Origin of the sequence: Bradyrhizobium dasycarpum (assembly GCF_042019905.1) — a bacterium.
GTDB classification, from domain to species: Bacteria; Pseudomonadota; Alphaproteobacteria; order Rhizobiales; family Xanthobacteraceae; genus Bradyrhizobium; species Bradyrhizobium japonicum_B.
Map to the genome: position 1 here is coordinate 6,744,275 of NZ_CP169574.1, position 16,797 is coordinate 6,761,071.

General features: G+C 65.7%; 10 protein-coding genes and 2 pseudogenes. 4 read left to right on the plus strand and 8 right to left on the minus strand.

The features are described from left to right. Window positions 1-669: 669 nt before the first annotated feature. On the minus strand, window positions 670-1,038 hold the full coding sequence (locus tag ACETMP_RS32150; RefSeq protein WP_375159281.1) for a hypothetical protein: 369 nt from the start codon (window positions 1,036-1,038) through the stop codon (window positions 670-672). Between the two features lie 298 nt (window positions 1,039-1,336). Between ACETMP_RS32150 and bamA the strand changes: the two are divergent. Continuing rightward, window positions 1,337-3,849: pseudogene (bamA, locus tag ACETMP_RS32155) on the plus strand (outer membrane protein assembly factor BamA). On the opposite strand, the gene ACETMP_RS32160 reads toward bamA, so the two are convergent. The 6 genes from ACETMP_RS32160 to ACETMP_RS32185 all read right to left on the minus strand — a co-directional run bounded on the left by ACETMP_RS32160 (window position 3,846) and on the right by ACETMP_RS32185 (window position 9,827). Beyond that, complete coding sequence (locus ACETMP_RS32160; RefSeq protein ID WP_375159282.1) at window positions 3,846-5,072, minus strand: Zn-dependent hydrolase; 1,227 nt, start codon at window positions 5,070-5,072, stop codon at window positions 3,846-3,848. The pseudogene bamA and the gene ACETMP_RS32160 overlap by 4 nt on opposite strands. Further along, a complete protein-coding gene (locus tag ACETMP_RS32165) occupies window positions 5,065-5,850 on the minus strand; it encodes an ABC transporter ATP-binding protein (RefSeq protein WP_375159283.1) in 786 nt (261 codons plus the stop codon). The genes ACETMP_RS32160 and ACETMP_RS32165 overlap by 8 nt, the downstream gene beginning before the upstream one ends. Beyond that, window positions 5,847-6,620 (minus strand): ABC transporter permease, encoded by a 774-nt coding sequence (locus tag ACETMP_RS32170; RefSeq protein WP_375159284.1) that lies wholly within the window; start codon window positions 6,618-6,620, stop codon window positions 5,847-5,849. Before ACETMP_RS32170 ends, ACETMP_RS32165 begins: the two co-directional genes overlap by 4 nt. Before the next feature lie 72 nt (window positions 6,621-6,692). Next, window positions 6,693-7,637: an ABC transporter substrate-binding protein gene (locus tag ACETMP_RS32175; RefSeq protein ID WP_375159285.1), complete on the minus strand. Its 945-nt coding sequence runs from the start codon at window positions 7,635-7,637 to the stop codon at window positions 6,693-6,695. 106 nt (window positions 7,638-7,743) lie between these two features. Beyond that, complete coding sequence (gene hutC, locus ACETMP_RS32180; RefSeq protein ID WP_375159286.1) at window positions 7,744-8,472, minus strand: histidine utilization repressor; 729 nt, start codon at window positions 8,470-8,472, stop codon at window positions 7,744-7,746. Further along, window positions 8,469-9,827: a formimidoylglutamate deiminase gene (locus ACETMP_RS32185; RefSeq protein ID WP_375159287.1), complete on the minus strand. Its 1,359-nt coding sequence runs from the start codon at window positions 9,825-9,827 to the stop codon at window positions 8,469-8,471. Before ACETMP_RS32185 ends, hutC begins: the two co-directional genes overlap by 4 nt. A 104-nt stretch (window positions 9,828-9,931) precedes the next feature. On the opposite strand from ACETMP_RS32185, the gene hutI reads away from it, so the two are divergent. The 3 genes from hutI to hutU are packed head-to-tail and all read left to right on the plus strand — an operon-like array spanning window position 9,932 to window position 14,381. After that, on the plus strand, window positions 9,932-11,146 hold the full coding sequence (gene hutI, locus ACETMP_RS32190; RefSeq protein WP_375159288.1) for an imidazolonepropionase: 1,215 nt from the start codon (window positions 9,932-9,934) through the stop codon (window positions 11,144-11,146). Beyond that, on the plus strand, window positions 11,143-12,714 hold the full coding sequence (gene hutH, locus ACETMP_RS32195; protein ID WP_375159289.1) for a histidine ammonia-lyase: 1,572 nt from the start codon (window positions 11,143-11,145) through the stop codon (window positions 12,712-12,714). The genes hutI and hutH overlap by 4 nt, the downstream gene beginning before the upstream one ends. Next, entirely contained in the window at window positions 12,711-14,381 is a 1,671-nt protein-coding gene (gene hutU / locus ACETMP_RS32200) for a urocanate hydratase (protein ID WP_375159290.1), read from the plus strand. The genes hutH and hutU overlap by 4 nt, the downstream gene beginning before the upstream one ends. Before the next feature lie 7 nt (window positions 14,382-14,388). On the opposite strand, the pseudogene ACETMP_RS32205 reads toward hutU, so the two are convergent. Continuing rightward, window positions 14,389-16,399, minus strand: a pseudogene (locus tag ACETMP_RS32205) (putative bifunctional diguanylate cyclase/phosphodiesterase). Window positions 16,400-16,797 lie beyond the last annotated feature (398 nt).

Here is a 16,797-nt window from a genome sequence, read left to right on the forward strand (position 1 = left end):
GTTGCTACGGTCAAGCCGGATCGAAGATGCGCGCGAGCCCAACCGGGCGGACGGCATCGCCAATTCGAACGGCGAGGGAGGCCAGAAGGAAAGTTCGGCTCCCGGGAGAGCACGGCATAAGCCGTCCGACCATCGCGCAGGGAAGGCCGAGTGATCGGCACCACCTGTATGCTGCTGTGCGGTTCTTCCTGCGTGTGCATTTTCGCGCAGCAGACCGCGGGTGCGATGTCAGCACCCGGCCTTCCCTGCGCCCTCTTGGCTTTGAGGGTGGAGTGATCAAGCAAAACTCGGGCGAATTGCGCCGCGAGAGCGACGAAGCATGTCTGTCACCACACACGCGCTGTCATCGCCCGGCTTGACCGGGCGATCCAGTATTCCAGAGGCCGCAGTGATTGAACCGAGAAGCCGCGGCGTACTGGATTCCCCGCCGGAGCCTGTCATCGGGCTCGCCGAAGGCGAGACCCGGTGGCGGGGAATGACAGTGGTGATGGGAGGAAGCAGCCTACCGCCTCGCCCACACCGCTCTCGTGCCCCGGACGCAGCGCAGCGCTCTTGCGATGCGCTGCAGAGCCGGGGCCCATGTCGCGGCAATGTGCCGTGTCGCCCTGGTCCCGGCTCTGCACCGCAACGCTTGCGCGTTGCGGCTTGTCCGGGACACGACAGCTCGACTCACCACGAAATCGGAATCCGCTGCGCAAATCCACCGAGGTCCGAGTCGGGGCTCAGCGGCTGCCGGTCGAGCGGCCGGTTGTTGTTGCCGCGTGCCAACGAGGCGCCGGGCGGGAGGGCATAGTCGGTGAACTTGCGCTCGCCGGGAAGCACCTCGGTGCCGCCGTCAAGCCACGATCGCTTGCTGACATAGATGCGCGTGCGCGGACCGGACTGGTAGGACCGATTGGGGCCGCGCGGGCCGTACTCGTAAACCGCATCCTGGGTCGCCCGCGGCGGCTCGCGCTTGCCGGCAGTGGCGGGATGAGCGGTCAAGGTCGAGGCGAGGAGGACGGCCAGCACTGCTCTGGTCGTGACAAGCGCGTTCATCGGACAACATCCTGTGCGAGTTCGTGATACGGCCGCCTCTCGCACCGGCTTAAGTGGCTGTAAAGAATCCCGGCGTTGCGCGATGTTGCTGAGCCTCTGCATGGGCAGGGCGCCTGCGCGGCAGCTTCGAGCCGGATCGGTCGCCGCGCGCAGTGTGCGCGGTCATCGCGGCCGCGGCGCTGACGCTGCTGATCGTCCAATCAAATTCAACGACCGGAAACAAATCAGCAATCTTCAGGCCACACCGCGGCCACAGCTGTCTCGTCTCAGAGCAGGCGAGGTTTTGTTGAGGTGTGGAATGTCGTTTTTGCGGGCCTGGCTGATCGTCGTGGCGACGAGTGCCGTATCGATTGCAAGCGCACTTCCGCTTGCGCTATTGCCGCAGCCGGCGGCCGCGCAGGCGATGCAGGCGATCGTCGTCGAAGGCAATCGCCGCGTGGAGACCGAGACGGTCCGCTCCTATTTCAAGCCCGGTCCAGCCGGGCGTCTCGATCAATCCGCCCTCGATGACGGGCTCAAGGCGCTGATCGCGACCGGCCTGTTCCAGGACGTGAAGATCAATCAGGCCGGCGGCCGCGTCGTGGTGTCGGTGGTCGAGAATGCTGTGATCGGCCGCATCGCCTTCGAGGGCAACAAGAAGATCAAGGACGAGCAGCTCTCGGCGGAAATCCAGTCCAAGCCGCGCGGGACCTTTTCGCGGGCCCTGGTGCAGTCCGACACGCTGCGCATCGCCGAGATCTACCGGCGCTCCGGCCGTTACGACGTCCGCGTCACGCCCGAGATCATCGAGCAGCCGAACAACCGCGTCGATCTCATCTTCACGGTCGAGGAGGGTGCAAAGACTTCGGTCAAGTCGGTCGAGTTCATCGGCAATAGCGCGTTCTCGGCCTCGCGCCTGCGCGACGTCATCAAGACGCACGAAAGCAACCTGCTCAGCTTCCTCGGCAACAACGACGTCTACGATCCCGATCGCGTCGAGGCCGACCGCGACCTGATCCGCCGCTTCTACCTCAAGAACGGCTACGCCGATGTCCAGGTCGTGGCCGCGCTCACCGAATACGATCCGGAGAAGAAGGGCTTTCTGGTGACCTTCAAGATCGAGGAAGGTGCTCAATATCGCATCGGCTCCGTCGACTTCCGCTCGAGCATTCCCAATTTCGACGCGGCCTCGCTCCGCACCTATTCGCGCGTCAGCGCCGGCTCGCTCTACAACGTCGAACTGGTCGAGAAGTCGACCGAAGAGATGCAGATCGAGGCCTCGCGCCGGGGCTATGCGTTTGCCGTGGTCCGTCCCGGCGGTGATCGCAATTTCGAGGCGCACACCGTCTCCGTCGTGTTCAACGTCGACGAGGGTCCGCGGACCTATATCGAGCGCATCAACCTGCGCGGCAACACGCGCACGCGCGACTACGTGATCCGCCGCGAATTCGACCTCGCGGAAGGGGACGCCTACAACCGCGCGCTGGTCGACCGCGCCGAGCGACGGCTGAAGAACCTCGACTACTTCAAGAGCGTCAAGATCGTCACCGAGCCCGGCTCCTCGAGTGATCGCGTGATCCTGGTCGTCGACATGGAGGAGAAGTCGACCGGCGATTTCTCGATCTCGGGTGGCTATTCCACCACCGACGGAGCACTGGCGGAAGTCTCGATCTCCGAGCGCAACCTGCTCGGCCGCGGGCTTTATGCCAAGGCATCGGTCAGCTACGGCCAATATTCGCGGGGGTATCGTTGTCGTTCGTCGAGCCCTATCTGCTCGACTACCGGCTGGCGCTTGGGTTCGATACCTATTGGAAGGAGCAGAAGGCGAACAGCTATACGAGCTATGGCGTGACGACCCTCGGTTTCTCCCCCCGCATCGGGCTGGCCTTGCGCGAGGATCTCTCTCTGCAGCTGCGCTATTCGCTCTACCAGCAGAGCATCTCGCTCGCCAGCGCCTACAACAATTGCAACAACAACGCGTCGAACGCCTCGCTGGCCTATAATCCGACGCCGGCCTACATCCAGAGTGTCCTGGGCGGCGCGGATCCGACCAATTCCACGAGCTCGGGAGTCTATGGCTACGGCTGCTACGGCGACGGCGAGTCGAGCCTGCCGGTTCGAAAGGAGCTGGCGAACGGCGCGATCTGGACCTCGTCGCTCGGCTACACGCTGACCTACAACACGCTCGACAACACCAAGAACCCGAGGGACGGATTGCTGGTCGACTTCCGGCAGGATTTCGCCGGGGCCGGCGGCGACGTCACCTATCTGAAGACCGCGCTGGACACCAAATACTACACGCCGCTCGTCTCCGAGATTGTCAGCGTGATTCACCTCCAGGGCGGCCTGCTCAGCAAGCTCGGTGACCGGGATCTGCGCATGCTGGATCACTTCCAGATGGGACCGAATCTGGTGCGCGGCTTCGCCTCGAACGGCATCGGGCCGCGCGACATCACCTACTACGGTTTCGGCGCCAGCGGCGATGCGCTCGGCGGCACGAAATATTGGGGCGCGTCCGCGGAACTGCAGATGCCGTTCTGGTTCCTACCCAAGGAAGTCGGCCTGAAGGGCGCGGTCTACGCCGATGCCGGATCGCTCTGGGGCTATCAGGGACCGACCTCGTGGTCGGCCACGGGCGAAGTCAACACCAAGGCGTGCCCGACCTGCGGATTGCAATATGACGACGGCAGCACGGTGCGATCCTCGGTCGGCATCGGCCTGATCTGGGCCTCTCCGTTCGGACCGTTGCGCTTCGACTATGCCGTGCCGATCACGAAGGGCAAATACGACGTCGTGCAGGAGTTCAGGTTCGGCGGTGGGACGTCGTTCTAACCCGCCAGGATCCGCCGGCAGGCATCGACGAACACCTCTGCGCCGGTGACGATATCGGCGTCGGCCGTGTTCTCGTTCCAGTGATGGCTGATTCCGCCGATCGATGGCACGAACAGCATGCCCGCGGGCATCACGGTCGCGAGCATCTGCGCATCGTGGCCGGCGCCACTGGGCATGCGAACGCATCGTCCACCGGCTATGGCCTTGGTTGCGGCTTCGATCGCATCCTGAAAGCCTGCGTTCATCATGGCGGGCGCGCCGGTGCGCAGCTTCTCGACGGTGACGGTGCACGGGCCGCTCGCGCTGGCCTCGTCCGCCATGGTCCGCAGCAGCTGCTCCAGCCTGGCAATTACGGCGGGATCGTCGTCGCGGATCTGGAACAGCATCTCGGCGCCGCCCGGAATGATGCTCGGCGCGCCCGGATCGAGCGTGATGCGCCCCGTGGTCCAGACCGTGCGCCGACCGCAGGCGGCCGGAAAACGTTCGTCGATCGCCACGCAGAACTTGGCGAGCGCCAGCCCGGCATCCTTGCGCACCGCCATGCGCGTGGTGCCGGCGTGATTTTGCTCGCCGGTGAAATTGATGCGGTACTGCCAGATGCCGACGATGGACGTCACGACGCCGATCGCGAGGCGGCCGCTTTCAAGCGTGTCGCCCTGCTCGATGTGAGCTTCCAGATATCCGACGTGCCGTCCCGGTTCGGTGGTGATGCGCGGGCGTCCCGCGAGGCCCATGTCGGCAAGTGCTTCGCGCATGGTGCGGCCGCTGGTGCGGTCGCGCGCGGCGTCGATGTCGGCCTCGGTGACCTGTCCGACATAGGAGCGCGAGCCGAGAAAATGTCCGAAGTGTCCCTCCTCGTCGCACCAGGCGGCGACTTCCACCGCGCCATTGAAGGAAGGATCGGTGTTCAGGACGCGCGCAGCCTCCAACGCGTAGACGACGCCAAGCGGGCCGTCGAGCCAGCCGGCGTAATTCTGGCTTTCCAGATGCGAGCCTGCCAGCAGCTTCGGCCCGGGCTTGGCGCTGGTACCGAAGACATTGCCGATGCCGTCTACGGCCGCGGAGAGATTGGCCTCTGGCAGCTTCTGCACGAGCCATTCCAGCGAAAGCCTGTGCGGCTCGGAGAAGGTCGGCTTGTGCACGCCAGTCTTGTAGGCGCCAAAGGCGCGCAGCGCATGGAGATCGGCGAGCACGCGATGTCCGTCGGCGCGAGTGTCAGGCATGTTCGGCAACCCTGAGCGCTTCGGTGCGGATCTCCTCGACCAGCCGTTCCTTGAGCTGGACGAATTCCGGCGTCGTCTTGATCTTGTAGGAGCGCGGATGCGGCAGGTCCACATCGATTTCGGCCTTGATGCGGCCGGGGCGCGCGCTCATGACGATGACGCGGCTGCCGAGGAAGATCGCTTCCTCGATGTCGTGGGTGACGAACAGCACCGTTTTCTGGTCGCGTTCCCAGATCCCCAGCAGCATCTCCTGCATCAAGGCACGGGTCTGGTTGTCGAGCGCGCCGAACGGCTCGTCGAGCAGCAGGATCTTGGGATCGTTGGCGAGCGCGCGTGCGATCGCCGTGCGCTGCTGCATGCCGCCGGAGAGCTGCTTCGGCCAATGATTCTCGAAGCCGGACAGCCCGACCTGGCGGATGAAGGCATCGGCGATCCTGTGGCGCTCCGCCTCGGGCACGCCGCGCTCACGCAGGCCGAAGGCGATGTTCTCGCGCACGGTGAGCCAGGGAAACAGCGTGTAGGACTGGAACACCATGCCGCGATCGGCACCGGGGCCGGCTACCTCGCGCCCGTCGAGCGTGACGCGCCCGCTGGTCGGACGGTCGAGGCCGGCGACGATGCGCAGCAGGGTGGACTTGCCGCAGCCGGAGGGGCCGAGGATGGTGACGAAGTCGTTGTTGCCGATGACGAGGTCGGTCGGCTCCAGCGCCCTGGTCGGCGCGTTGCCATGGCGCGCCGGGAAGGTGCGCGAGACCTGCTCGATCTTGAGGATCGTCATGCCAGCCTCCACGGAAACAGCCAGGCGTTGAAGGCCTTGAAAAGGAAGTCCGAGAGCAGGCCGATCAGTCCGATCACGATGATGCCGAAGATGATCTGACCGGTGTTGAGCAAGGCCTGGCTGTCGGTGATCATGTGGCCGATGCCCGAGGAGGAGCCGATCAGCTCGGCGACGATGACATAGGTCCAGGCCCAGCCGAGCACCAGCCGCAGGATCTCGGCGATCTCGGGCGCGGAGGAGGGCAGCAGCACGCGGCGGATGATGCCGCGATCGCCGGCGCCCAGCGTATAGGCGGCCTCGACCAGATCGCGCCGCGTCGCGCCGACGGTCACGGCGACCATCAGGATGACCTGGAACACCGAACCGATGAAGATGACGAGCAGCTTCTGCAATTCGCCGATCCCGGCCCACAGGATCAGCAGCGGGATGAAGGCGGAAGCGGGCAAATAGCGGGCGAACGACACGAACGGCTCGAGGAAGGCTTCGACCGGCTTGTAGGCGCCCATCAGTACGCCGAGCGGCACCGCGATGACCGCGGCGAGCGCAAAACCGCCGACGACGCGCCAGATCGTCATGCCGATGTCGTAGACGAAGCCTTGCTTGGCGAGGAGGTCATAGCCTTCCTGCACCATGGTGAGGGGATTGGCGAGGAAGGTCTTCGAGACATAGCCGCCGAGCGTCGCCCATGACCACAGGGCAACGAACAGCACGAAGAACGCAAGGCCATAGGCCACGCGCTGCTTCGATGTAACAGGGTCCAGGGGACGCATCGACGATTATCCGGGCAGTGAACGGATCTGCCGGCCCCGCCGCGAGACGGAGCCGGCAGCTCCTGAAGCGACTTACTTGATGAAGCTGGCGTCGTAGAGGTCCTCGACCTTCGGCGCGGACTTGATGATGCCGATCTCGAGCAGAAGCTCGGCGGCCTCCTTGTTGAAGGCCAGGAAGTCGCCGGCGAAGAACTTCTGGTTGGCGGCCTTGTCCTGCCAGCGCAGATATTTCGCCGAATTGCCGAACTGCTCGCCGGTCTGCTTCACGTCGGCGCCCATGATCTCATAGGCCTTGGCCTGGTCCTTGGCGATCATGTCGAGCGCCTCGAAATAGCTGTCGGCGAGCGCCTTGGCGGCCTTGGGATTGTCGGTGAGGAATTTCGGCGTGCAGCCGAAGGTGTCCATGACCATCGGATAGTCCAGCGTGGTGGCGATGATCTTGCCCTTGTCGGGAGCGGCGCGCACCGTCGACAGATAGGGCTCGTAGGTCATCGCGGCGTCGTTCTGGCCGGAGACGAAGGCCTGTGCGGCGGCGGCCGGCTCCAGGTTCACGACGGTGACGTCCTTCACCGACAAGCCGTTCTTCTTGAGCATCCAGGCCAGCGCGAAATAGGGTGAGGTGCCGGGCGCGGAGGCGGCGACGGTCTTGCCCTTCAGGTCCTTGATCGCGGCGACGCCGTTGCGTACGGCCATGCCGTCGGCACCGTAGCTCTTGTCGAGCTGGAAGATCTGCTTGGTCGCAACGCCGTTGGCGTTCCAGGAAATCCAGGTCTCGACGGTCGTTGCCGCGCACTGGATGTCGCCCGAAGCGATGGCGAGATGACGGTCCTTCTGCGGAATCTTCTTGATGGTGACGTCGAGGCCGTTCTTCTTGAAGATGCCGGCCTCCTTCGCCAGCGTCAGCGGCGCAAAGCCGGTCCATCCGGAGATGCCGACGCCGACCTTGACGTCGTCGGCGAGCGCGGGAGTGGCGGCCGCAAGAGCAATGATTGTCGCAAATATCGTCGAATTACGCATGATTGTCGTCCTCTGCCGATCGGTGGATTGACGTCCTGTTGATCTTCATATCGGCCCCGATGGGCCGTTGCTCGAAGCGTTGCACGATTTGTGCCGACATATCCCCTCAGCCTCCCTTGAATCGCGCGACAAGGCGGTGAGAGTCACCTGGATAGAGCAGGCGCACGGCGGTGATCGTGCGCGCGCTGCGCCAGGTGTAACGGTCGATCACCAGACAGGGCGCGCCGACGGCGATCGCGAGCGCGTCCGCCATATGTTCGTCGGCAATGATGGCGCTGATCGTGTGCTCGGCCTCCGTCCACGGGACGTGGTGAAGCAGCCACGAGCCGGGCGGCTCGCGCGAGAAATCCGCGGTCGCGGCGTCAGGCACGGACGACAGGTCGATCAGCCGGTCCTCGACGGCGAACGGCACGTTGTCGGCGCTGTGCCGGCAGGTGACCGCAACCACCTTGCCGGCCTTCTTCACGCCCAGACGATCACGGTCGGCAGCGGTCGCGGGGCGCAGCTTGCGCTGGATCAGCTCATAGCCATAAGCGCGCCCAAGCGCGGTGATCTCGGCGCGGATGTCGGCGATCTTGAGCACCGCCGACATGTGCTGCGGCCGGCGCACGAATGAGCCGGCCCGCCGCCGCCGCTCGATCAAATCTGCCTGCGCGAGCTCGGACAGCGCCTTGTTCACCGTCATGCGCGAGCAGCCGTAACGCGCCACCAGCTCATGCTCGAACGGAATGCGATGGCCGGGCGGCCACTCGCCGGTCAGGATGCGCTTCTCGATGTCGGCGCGAATCCGCTTGTAGAGTGTCGGCTTGTCGGCGGCATCGGTGGCGAGGCTCATGCAACGAGCCTCCGAACGGCCGCGTTGAAGCGCTCGCGCGCCGCCTGACGCAGCCTGTGCCGGCCGCCTTCGACGACCTTGGCGCCGCCGGCCCAAACGCAATCAATCGCGCCGCTGCCGGCGGCAAAGATCCAGCCGTCGATAGCCGCATCGCCCTGGCGCCCCGCCAGCGAGGGATGTGCGGCGTCGAGCGTGACGATGTCGGCGCGCGCGCCGGGCGCAAGGCCGATCGTCGTCTGCGCCAGCGCCTGCGCGCCACCCGCGAGCGCATGGTCGAACAGCGCGCGCCCGGTCGAGCGGCCGGCGCCGGCGGAGAGCACGTTGCGTTCGCGGTGCTTGAGCCGCTGGCCGTATTCGAGCTGACGCAGTTCGTCGGCGACGCCGACCAGCACATTGGAATCGGTGCCAATACCGAATGCGCCGCCGGCAGCAAGAAATTCGCGGGCGGAAAAGATGCCGTCGCCGAGGCTTGCTTCGGTGATGGGGCAGAGCCCGGCGACCGCGCCAGTCCCGGCGAATGCGCCGACTTCCGCATCCGTCATGTGGGTCGCATGAATGAGGCACCAGCGCCGGTCCAGCGGCGCGTGCTCCAGCAGCCACTGCACGGGACGCCGGTCCGACCAGGCCAGGCAATCCTCGACTTCCTTCACCTGTTCGGCGGCGTGAATGTGCACCGGTCCGCCGTTCGCGAGTGGAACGATAGCCGCGAGCTCGTCCGGCGTCGCCGCGCGCAGGCTGTGCGGTGCGATGCCGATGTTGGCGTCGGGCAACGCGCTGATCGCCTTGCGCGACGCCGTCATCAGCGCCGCGTACTGATCGACCGAGCAGACGAAGCGGCGCTGGCCGGCCTGCGGCGCAGCGCCGCCGAACGAGCCGTGCGCATAGAAACTCGGCAGCAGCGTCAGCGCAATGCTCGATGCCTCGGCAGCCTCTGCGATCCGCGCGGCCATCTCCGCGATATCGGCATAGGGAGAGCCGTCGCGGTCGTGGTGCAGATAATGGAATTCGCCGACGCGGGTAAAACCGCGCTCCAGCATCTCGACATAAAGCAGCGTCGCAACGGCCGCGACGTCGTCCGGCGACATGGCCAGCGCAAAGCGATACATCGTCTCGCGCCAGGTCCAGAACGTATCGGTGCTGTCGCCGCGCAGCTCCGCAAGACCCGCCATGCCGCGCTGGAAGGCGTGGCTGTGCAGGCTCGCCAAACCGGGAAGTGCGATGGCGTGGCGCTCGTCGCCGGCGGCAGGCGGCACGCCCGCGGTCACCACCGCGATCGCGCCGGCGGTGATCACCACCTGCACGTCATTGGCCCAGCCCGAGGGCAGGAGCGCGGAGGCGAAATGCAGTCGGGTCATGATTGATTACACGCCGGCTGGACAGAACCGCCGTACGATTATATGTCTAGACATATAAGTCAAGCATCCCAAGGACGCAGGAACATCCGCGAAGGGACCGTTGCATGGCAGAGCGCTTCGACCGGATCTGGCACAATGCCCGTCTCGCCACGATGCGGGCCGACCGTCCCGATCTCGGCGAGATCGCGCCTGGCGTCGTCGCCGCGCGCGGCGGCCGTATCAGCTACGCCGGTGCGGCGACGGACTTTCCCGCGGATGCGGACGCGATCGAGCGGATCGATTGCGAGGGGCGCTGGATCACGCCCGGCCTCGTCGATTGCCACACCCATCTCGTCTATGGCGGCAACCGCGCGCACGAGTTCGAGCTGCGCCTGAAAGGTGCGAGCTACGAGGAGATCGCGCGCGCCGGCGGGGGCATCGTCTCGACGGTGGCGGCGACGCGCAAGGCGAGCGAGGCCGAGCTGGTCGCGAGCGCGCTGCCGCGGCTCGACGCGTTGGTTGGCGAGGGCGCAACCACCGTCGAGATCAAATCCGGCTATGGCCTCGACACCGAGACGGAGATGCGACAACTGGCGGCCGCGCGCAGCCTCGGTCGCCAGCGGCCGGTTGCGATCCGCACGTCCTTTCTCGGCGCCCACGCGCTACCGCCGGAAGCTGATGGCGACAAGGATCGCTATATCGATCTCGTTTGCAAACAGATGCTGCCGGCCGTTGCGAAGGCGGGCCTCGCCGACGCTGTCGACGCCTTCATGGAGGGTATCGCGTTCTCGGCCGCGCAGACGGCGCTTGTGTTCGAGACCGCGAGAGCGCTCGGGCTACCGGTCAAGCTCCACGCCGATCAGCTGTCGAACCTCGGCGGCGCGGCACTTGCTGCGAGATTCTCGGCGCTGTCGGCCGATCATTTGGAGCATACCGACGAGGCCGGCGCCGCCGCGATGGCGAAAGCCGGAACTGTCGCCGTGCTGCTGCCCGGCGCGTTCTACTTTATTCGAGAGACGCAGAAGCCGCCGGTTGAGGCCTTTCGCAGGCAGGGCGTTCCCATGGCGCTCGCAACCGATTGCAATCCCGGCAGCTCGCCGCTGACCTCGCTGCTGCTCACCATGAACATGGGCGCGACGTTGTTCCGGATGAATGTGGCCGAGTGCCTTGCCGGAATCACCCGCGAGGGGGCGCGAGCACTCGGCGTCCTCGATGAGACCGGCACGCTGGAAGCCGGCAAATGGTGCGATCTCGCCATCTGGGACATCGAGCGGCCTGCCGAGCTGGTCTACCGCATCGGCTTCAATCCGCTGCATTGCCGGGTGTGGAGGGGCCAGTGACGGAGCAGGGCGCAGCGATCGTCGTCACGCCGGGAGCGGTCAGCCTCGCCGATCTCGCGGGCGTGCTTGCGGGCGCTCCTGTCGTGCTCGATCCGTCGTTCTGGCCGCGCGTGGAGGCGGCTGCCGAGATCGTCGCGAAGGCCGCGCAAGCCGCTGCGCCGGTCTACGGCATCAACACCGGGTTCGGGAAGCTCGCCTCGAAGCGCATTCCGCCCGACCAGACCGCACTGCTCCAGCGCAACCTGATCGTCTCGCATTGCTGCGGCGTCGGCCCCGCGACTCCGGAGCCGATCATTCGCCTGATGATGGCGCTGAAGATCATCTCGCTCGGCCGTGGCGCCTCCGGTGTGCGCCGCGCGGTGATCGAGCAGCTGCAGGACATGCTGGCGCGGGGTGTCCATCCGCTGGTGCCGCAGCAGGGCTCCGTGGGCGCCTCCGGCGATCTCGCCCCGCTCGCGCATATGACCGCGGTGATGATCGGCGAGGGGCAGGCGATCGTTGACGGGAAAACCGTGTCCGGCGCTGAAGCGCTGGCAGCTGCCGGCCTTGCGCCGCTGACGCTCGGCCCCAAGGAGGGGTTGGCGCTGATCAACGGCACGCAATTTTCGACCGCCTACGCCATATCGGGCGTGCTGCGTGCATTCCGCCTGGCGCGCGCCGCGCTCGTCACCGGCGCATTGTCGGTCGATGCGGCGATGGCATCGACGGCTCCGTTCCGTCCCGAAATTCAGACGCTGCGCGGCCATGCCGGGCAGATCGCGGCGGCAGCGACGCTGACCGCGCTGCTCGAGGGCAGCGACATCCGGCTGTCGCATCTCGATGGTGACGAACGCGTGCAGGATCCCTATTGCCTGCGTTGCCAGCCGCAGGTCGCGGGCGCCGCGCTCGATCTGATCACGCAAGCCGCGCGCACGCTGATCGTCGAGGCCAACGCCGTCACCGACAATCCGCTGGTGCTGGTCGAGACCGGTGAGATCGTCTCCGGCGGTAACTTCCACGCCGAGCCGGTCGCCTTTGCCGCGGATGCCATCGCGCTGGCGCTATCGGAGATCGGTGCCATCAGCGAGCGGCGCATTGCGACGCTGGTCGATCCCGCGCTCAATTTCGGCCTGCCGCCGTTCCTCACGCCTGATCCCGGCATCAATTCCGGCTTCATGATCGCCGAGGTGACGGCCGCCGCGCTCTATGCCGAGAACAAGCAGCGCGCAGCTGCCTGCTCGATCGATTCGACGCCGACCAGCGCCAACCAGGAAGACCACGTCTCGATGGCGGCGCACGCCGCGCGACGGCTGTCCGACATGGCCGACAATCTCGCCGCCATCCTCGGCATCGAGCTCTTGGTTGCCGCTCAAGGCATCACGCTGCGTGCGCCGCATGCGACGAGCAGGCCGCTGGCTGCCGTCATCGCCGCATTGCGGGAGCAGGTGCCCGCACTGGGTGCCGATCGCTACATGGCCGGTGATCTCGCCAAGGCCGCTGCGCTGGTCGAGGCCGACACTCTGCCCGCTACCGCGCTCAGAGCGCTTCCATCCGATCCGTTTCCGAGACTTGATTTGAGGTCCGCATGAACCGCCGACTGGACAATGACCGCACCATCCGCGCACCGCGCGGCAGCGAGATCAGCGCCAAGAGCTGGCTGACGGAAGCCCCCTTGCGCATGCTGATGAACAATCTCGATCCTGACGTCGCGGAACGTCCGAGCGAGCTCGTCGTCTATGGCGGCATCGGCCGTGCCGCGCGCGACTGGGAGAGTTTCGACCGGATCGTTGCTGCCTTGCGCAAGCTCGAAGCCGACCAGACGCTGCTGGTCCAATCCGGCAAGCCGGTCGGCGTGTTCCGTACCCACACCGACGCGCCGCGGGTACTGATCGCGAACTCCAACATCGTGCCGCACTGGGCGACGCTCGATCATTTCAACGAGCTCGATCGCCAGGGCCTGATGATGTACGGCCAGATGACCGCGGGCTCGTGGATCTATATCGGCAGCCAGGGCATCGTGCAGGGTACCTACGAGACCTTCGTCGAGGTCGGGCGACGTCACTATGGCGGCAGCCTCGCCGGCAAGTGGATTCTCACCGCCGGCCTGGGCGGCATGGGCGGCGCGCAGCCGCTGGCCGCGACCATGGCGGGGGCCTCGATGCTCGCAGTCGAGTGCCAGCCGAGCCGCATCGAGATGCGCCTGCGCACCGGCTATCTCGACCGCCAGGCCGCAAATCTCGACGAAGCGCTGGCGATCATGGCGGATGCCGCGAAGACGAAGAAGGCAATCTCGGTCGGCCTGCTCGGCAATGCCGCGGAGATTTTCCCGGAGCTGGTGCGCCGTGGCGTCAAGCCTGACATCGTCACCGACCAGACCAGCGCGCATGATCCGATCAACGGGTACTTGCCGAAGGGCTGGACCCTCGCCCAGTGGGAAGCCAAGCGCGCGTCCGATCCGAAGGCGGTCGAGCGTGCCTCCAAGACCTCGATGGTCGAGCACGTCCAGGCCATGCTGGATTTCCACGCGCAGGGCATTCCGACGCTCGACTACGGCAACAATATCCGCCAGATGGCGCAGGACATGGGGTTGAAGAACGCCTTCGATTTCCCGGGCTTCGTGCCCGCCTATATCCGCCCTCTGTTCTGCCGCGGCGTCGGACCGTTCCGCTGGGCTGCATTGTCGGGCGATCCCGAGGACATCTTCAAGACCGATGCCAAGGTCAAGGAGCTGATGCCTGATGACAAGCATCTGCACAATTGGCTCGACATGGCCAAGGCGCGCATCAAATTCCAGGGCCTGCCGGCGCGGATCTGCTGGGTCGGTCTTGGCGATCGTCACCGCCTCGGCCTTGCCTTCAACGAGATGGTGGCGCGCGGCGAGTTGAAAGCGCCGATCGTGATCGGCCGCGATCATCTCGACAGCGGTTCCGTCGCGAGCCCCAACCGCGAGACCGAGGCGATGAAGGATGGATCGGACGCGGTATCCGACTGGCCGCTGCTGAACGCGCTGCTCAATTGCGCCAGCGGTGCGACCTGGGTTTCGCTGCATCACGGCGGCGGCGTCGGCATCGGCTATTCCCAGCACGCCGGCATGGTGATCGTCGCCGACGGCACGCCCGAGGCTGCGAAGCGCATCGAACGCGTGCTGTGGAATGATCCCGCCAGCGGCGTGATGCGTCACGCCGACGCCGGTTACGACATCGCGATCGACTGCGCGCGCGACAAGGGCCTCGATCTGCCGAGCCTTGCGAAGTAGCGGCGCCTCAGGCCACGACCTTGGCTCCGCGGCCGTCGAGGCGCTGGCGTTCATTGGCCAGGTACTCGACGATCGCAGCGGCCGGCATGGGTTTCGCGAAATAGTAGCCCTGGATGAAATCGCACCCGAGCCGGCGCAGGCTGTCGAGCTGGGCGCGGGTTTCGACGCCCTCCACGACGCAGGCGATCTCCATGTCGTCACAGAGACCCGCAAGCGATTTGATGATCTTGTGGCTGACCGGATTCTCGTTGATCTCGGCGACGAAGCTGCGGTCGACCTTGATCTTGTCGAGCGGCAACCGGTGCACGTGGCTCAATGACGAATAGCCGGTGCCGAAATCGTCCAGCGAAATGCCGCAACCCATCGCCTTCAGCGTGGCGATCGACTGCTGCGCGCGGACGAAATCGAAAGTGACGGCAGTCTCGGTGATCTCGAAGTCGATCCGGCGGGGCGACAGACCGCTCTTCTCGATGATCGAGATCAGCGGCAATATGCCCTCGGCGGCACAGACGTCGTGGGCGGACAGGTTGAACGACAGGTGGAGGTCGTCGGGCCAGGTTTTGGCCGTGGCGAGGGCGCGCGTCAGCAGCACCTGTGTCAAAGGACGGATCAGGCCGATGCGCTCGGCGGCGGGAATGAAGTCGGCCGGAGAGACCCAGCCCAGACGTGGGCTGTGCCAGCGCGCCAGCGTTTCGAAACCTGCGGTGTGCTCGCTCATGGCATCGACGATGGGCTGGAAAACCAGCTCCATCTCGGCGCCGAAATCGGAGGTGCGCAACAGATTCTCGATGACACCACGGCTGCGGATCTCGGCCTCGAGCTCGCCTCGAGAAGATCACGGTGCGGCCGCGCTGATGGCGCTTGGCGTGATAGAGCGCGTAGTCGGCGCATTCATAGAGCGCTTCCGAGGTCGTCGCGGAGTCCGGGAACGATGCAAAACCGATCGAGCAGGACAAGCCGGTATGAGCGGTGTCGAGGTGGTAGGGCAGCTTGACCCGATCGCCGATGCGTTCGCCGAGCCGCGTCAGGTCCGCGTCCTCGGGGTCGCCGCAGACGATGAGGCCGAACTCGTCGCCGCCGAGCCGGGCGAATTCCACGCGCTGCGGGCCAAAGCCCTCGCAGACCTCGCGGATGCGCCGGCCCGCCTCGATCAGGACGCGGTCGCCGACCGAGTGACCGTAATTGTCGTTGATCGGCTTGAAGCCGTCGAGGTCGATGATCCCGACCGCGACGCGAACGTGCCTGCGCTCGGCGTCGGCAAAGGCGCTCGACAGCTCGGCGAAGAAGCGGCGGCGGTTCGGCAACTCGGTGAGGGAATCGAGATTGGCGAGGCGGAAGTTCTCGTCCGAGAGCGCCTGCGTCGCCGCCTGTTGCGCAAGCAGCGACTTGCGGCTGGCGACGAGATCGGCGAAATCACGGTAATAGATGAACAGCACCGTTACCATCGCGCCGGAAACCAGGAGATTGTTGACGGCCGTCGCCTTCAGCGTCGGCTCGCCCGTGGCGAAGAAGAACAGCACATAAGGCACGTCGACGATCAGCGTCACGATCAGCGCCGCCGAGCGCAGATGCATCAGCGAGAAGATGCAGCCGATCACCGTGACCGCCATGTAGAAGGCGACCTGGCTCTTGGCGAAGGGATCGCCGTAGGGATAGAGCGCGAAGGACCAGGCGGTGAATCCGGCGCCGATCGGCAGGGTTAGCCAGTTGGTCGCGCGCAGATTGCGCAGGATGTCGGCGTCGCTGCGCACCAGGTGACGCTGGCGCAGCCACCAATAGGCCCGCAAGCCTGCGAGCACGGTCAGCACGCCGGGCACGATCATCGTCAGCCAGTCCGGCGCCACGTTCATATAGGTGTAGGCCACCGCGATCGTGTTGCTCATGAGGATGAAGTAGAGCAGCGGGACCTGCTTGGAGAAGGCGCCGAACTGCGCGCGCATCAGATCCGGATTGTCGGCCGGAACGCGAAACAGCCGGATTGCGGCGGCGAGAAGAGACTTCAAATCTGCAACAGGCATTGAAAATACGAGCCCCGGCTATCCTGAAAACGCCGGCGATCTTGCATGACGGGGGTAAAGGGCGCGTTAGATTGACGCGCACCGACGGACAGGGTCGGGCGCCACAGCGTCTCTTCCGTTCGCAGGCGTCGGTGAGGCCGCGTTAACGATAAGGGGCCGCAGAAGCGGGCGCATCGGCTGCAAGGTCCGGCAAGAAGCTGCGGCTACGTTCTGCTAACCATGCGTGTCGGCGCAACGTCATGCCCCACCTCTCCTCGCCCGGGGGAAGTGATCTGCGCTCTCGTTACGCATCGGTTCACCAAAACACACTGCGCTTTAGGAAAGCCCGGCTGCAAGACGCAAAAGGCGGCGATCACGACCAGAAGCGACGAGCTGGCGCACAGCGATCTCCGTTGTCG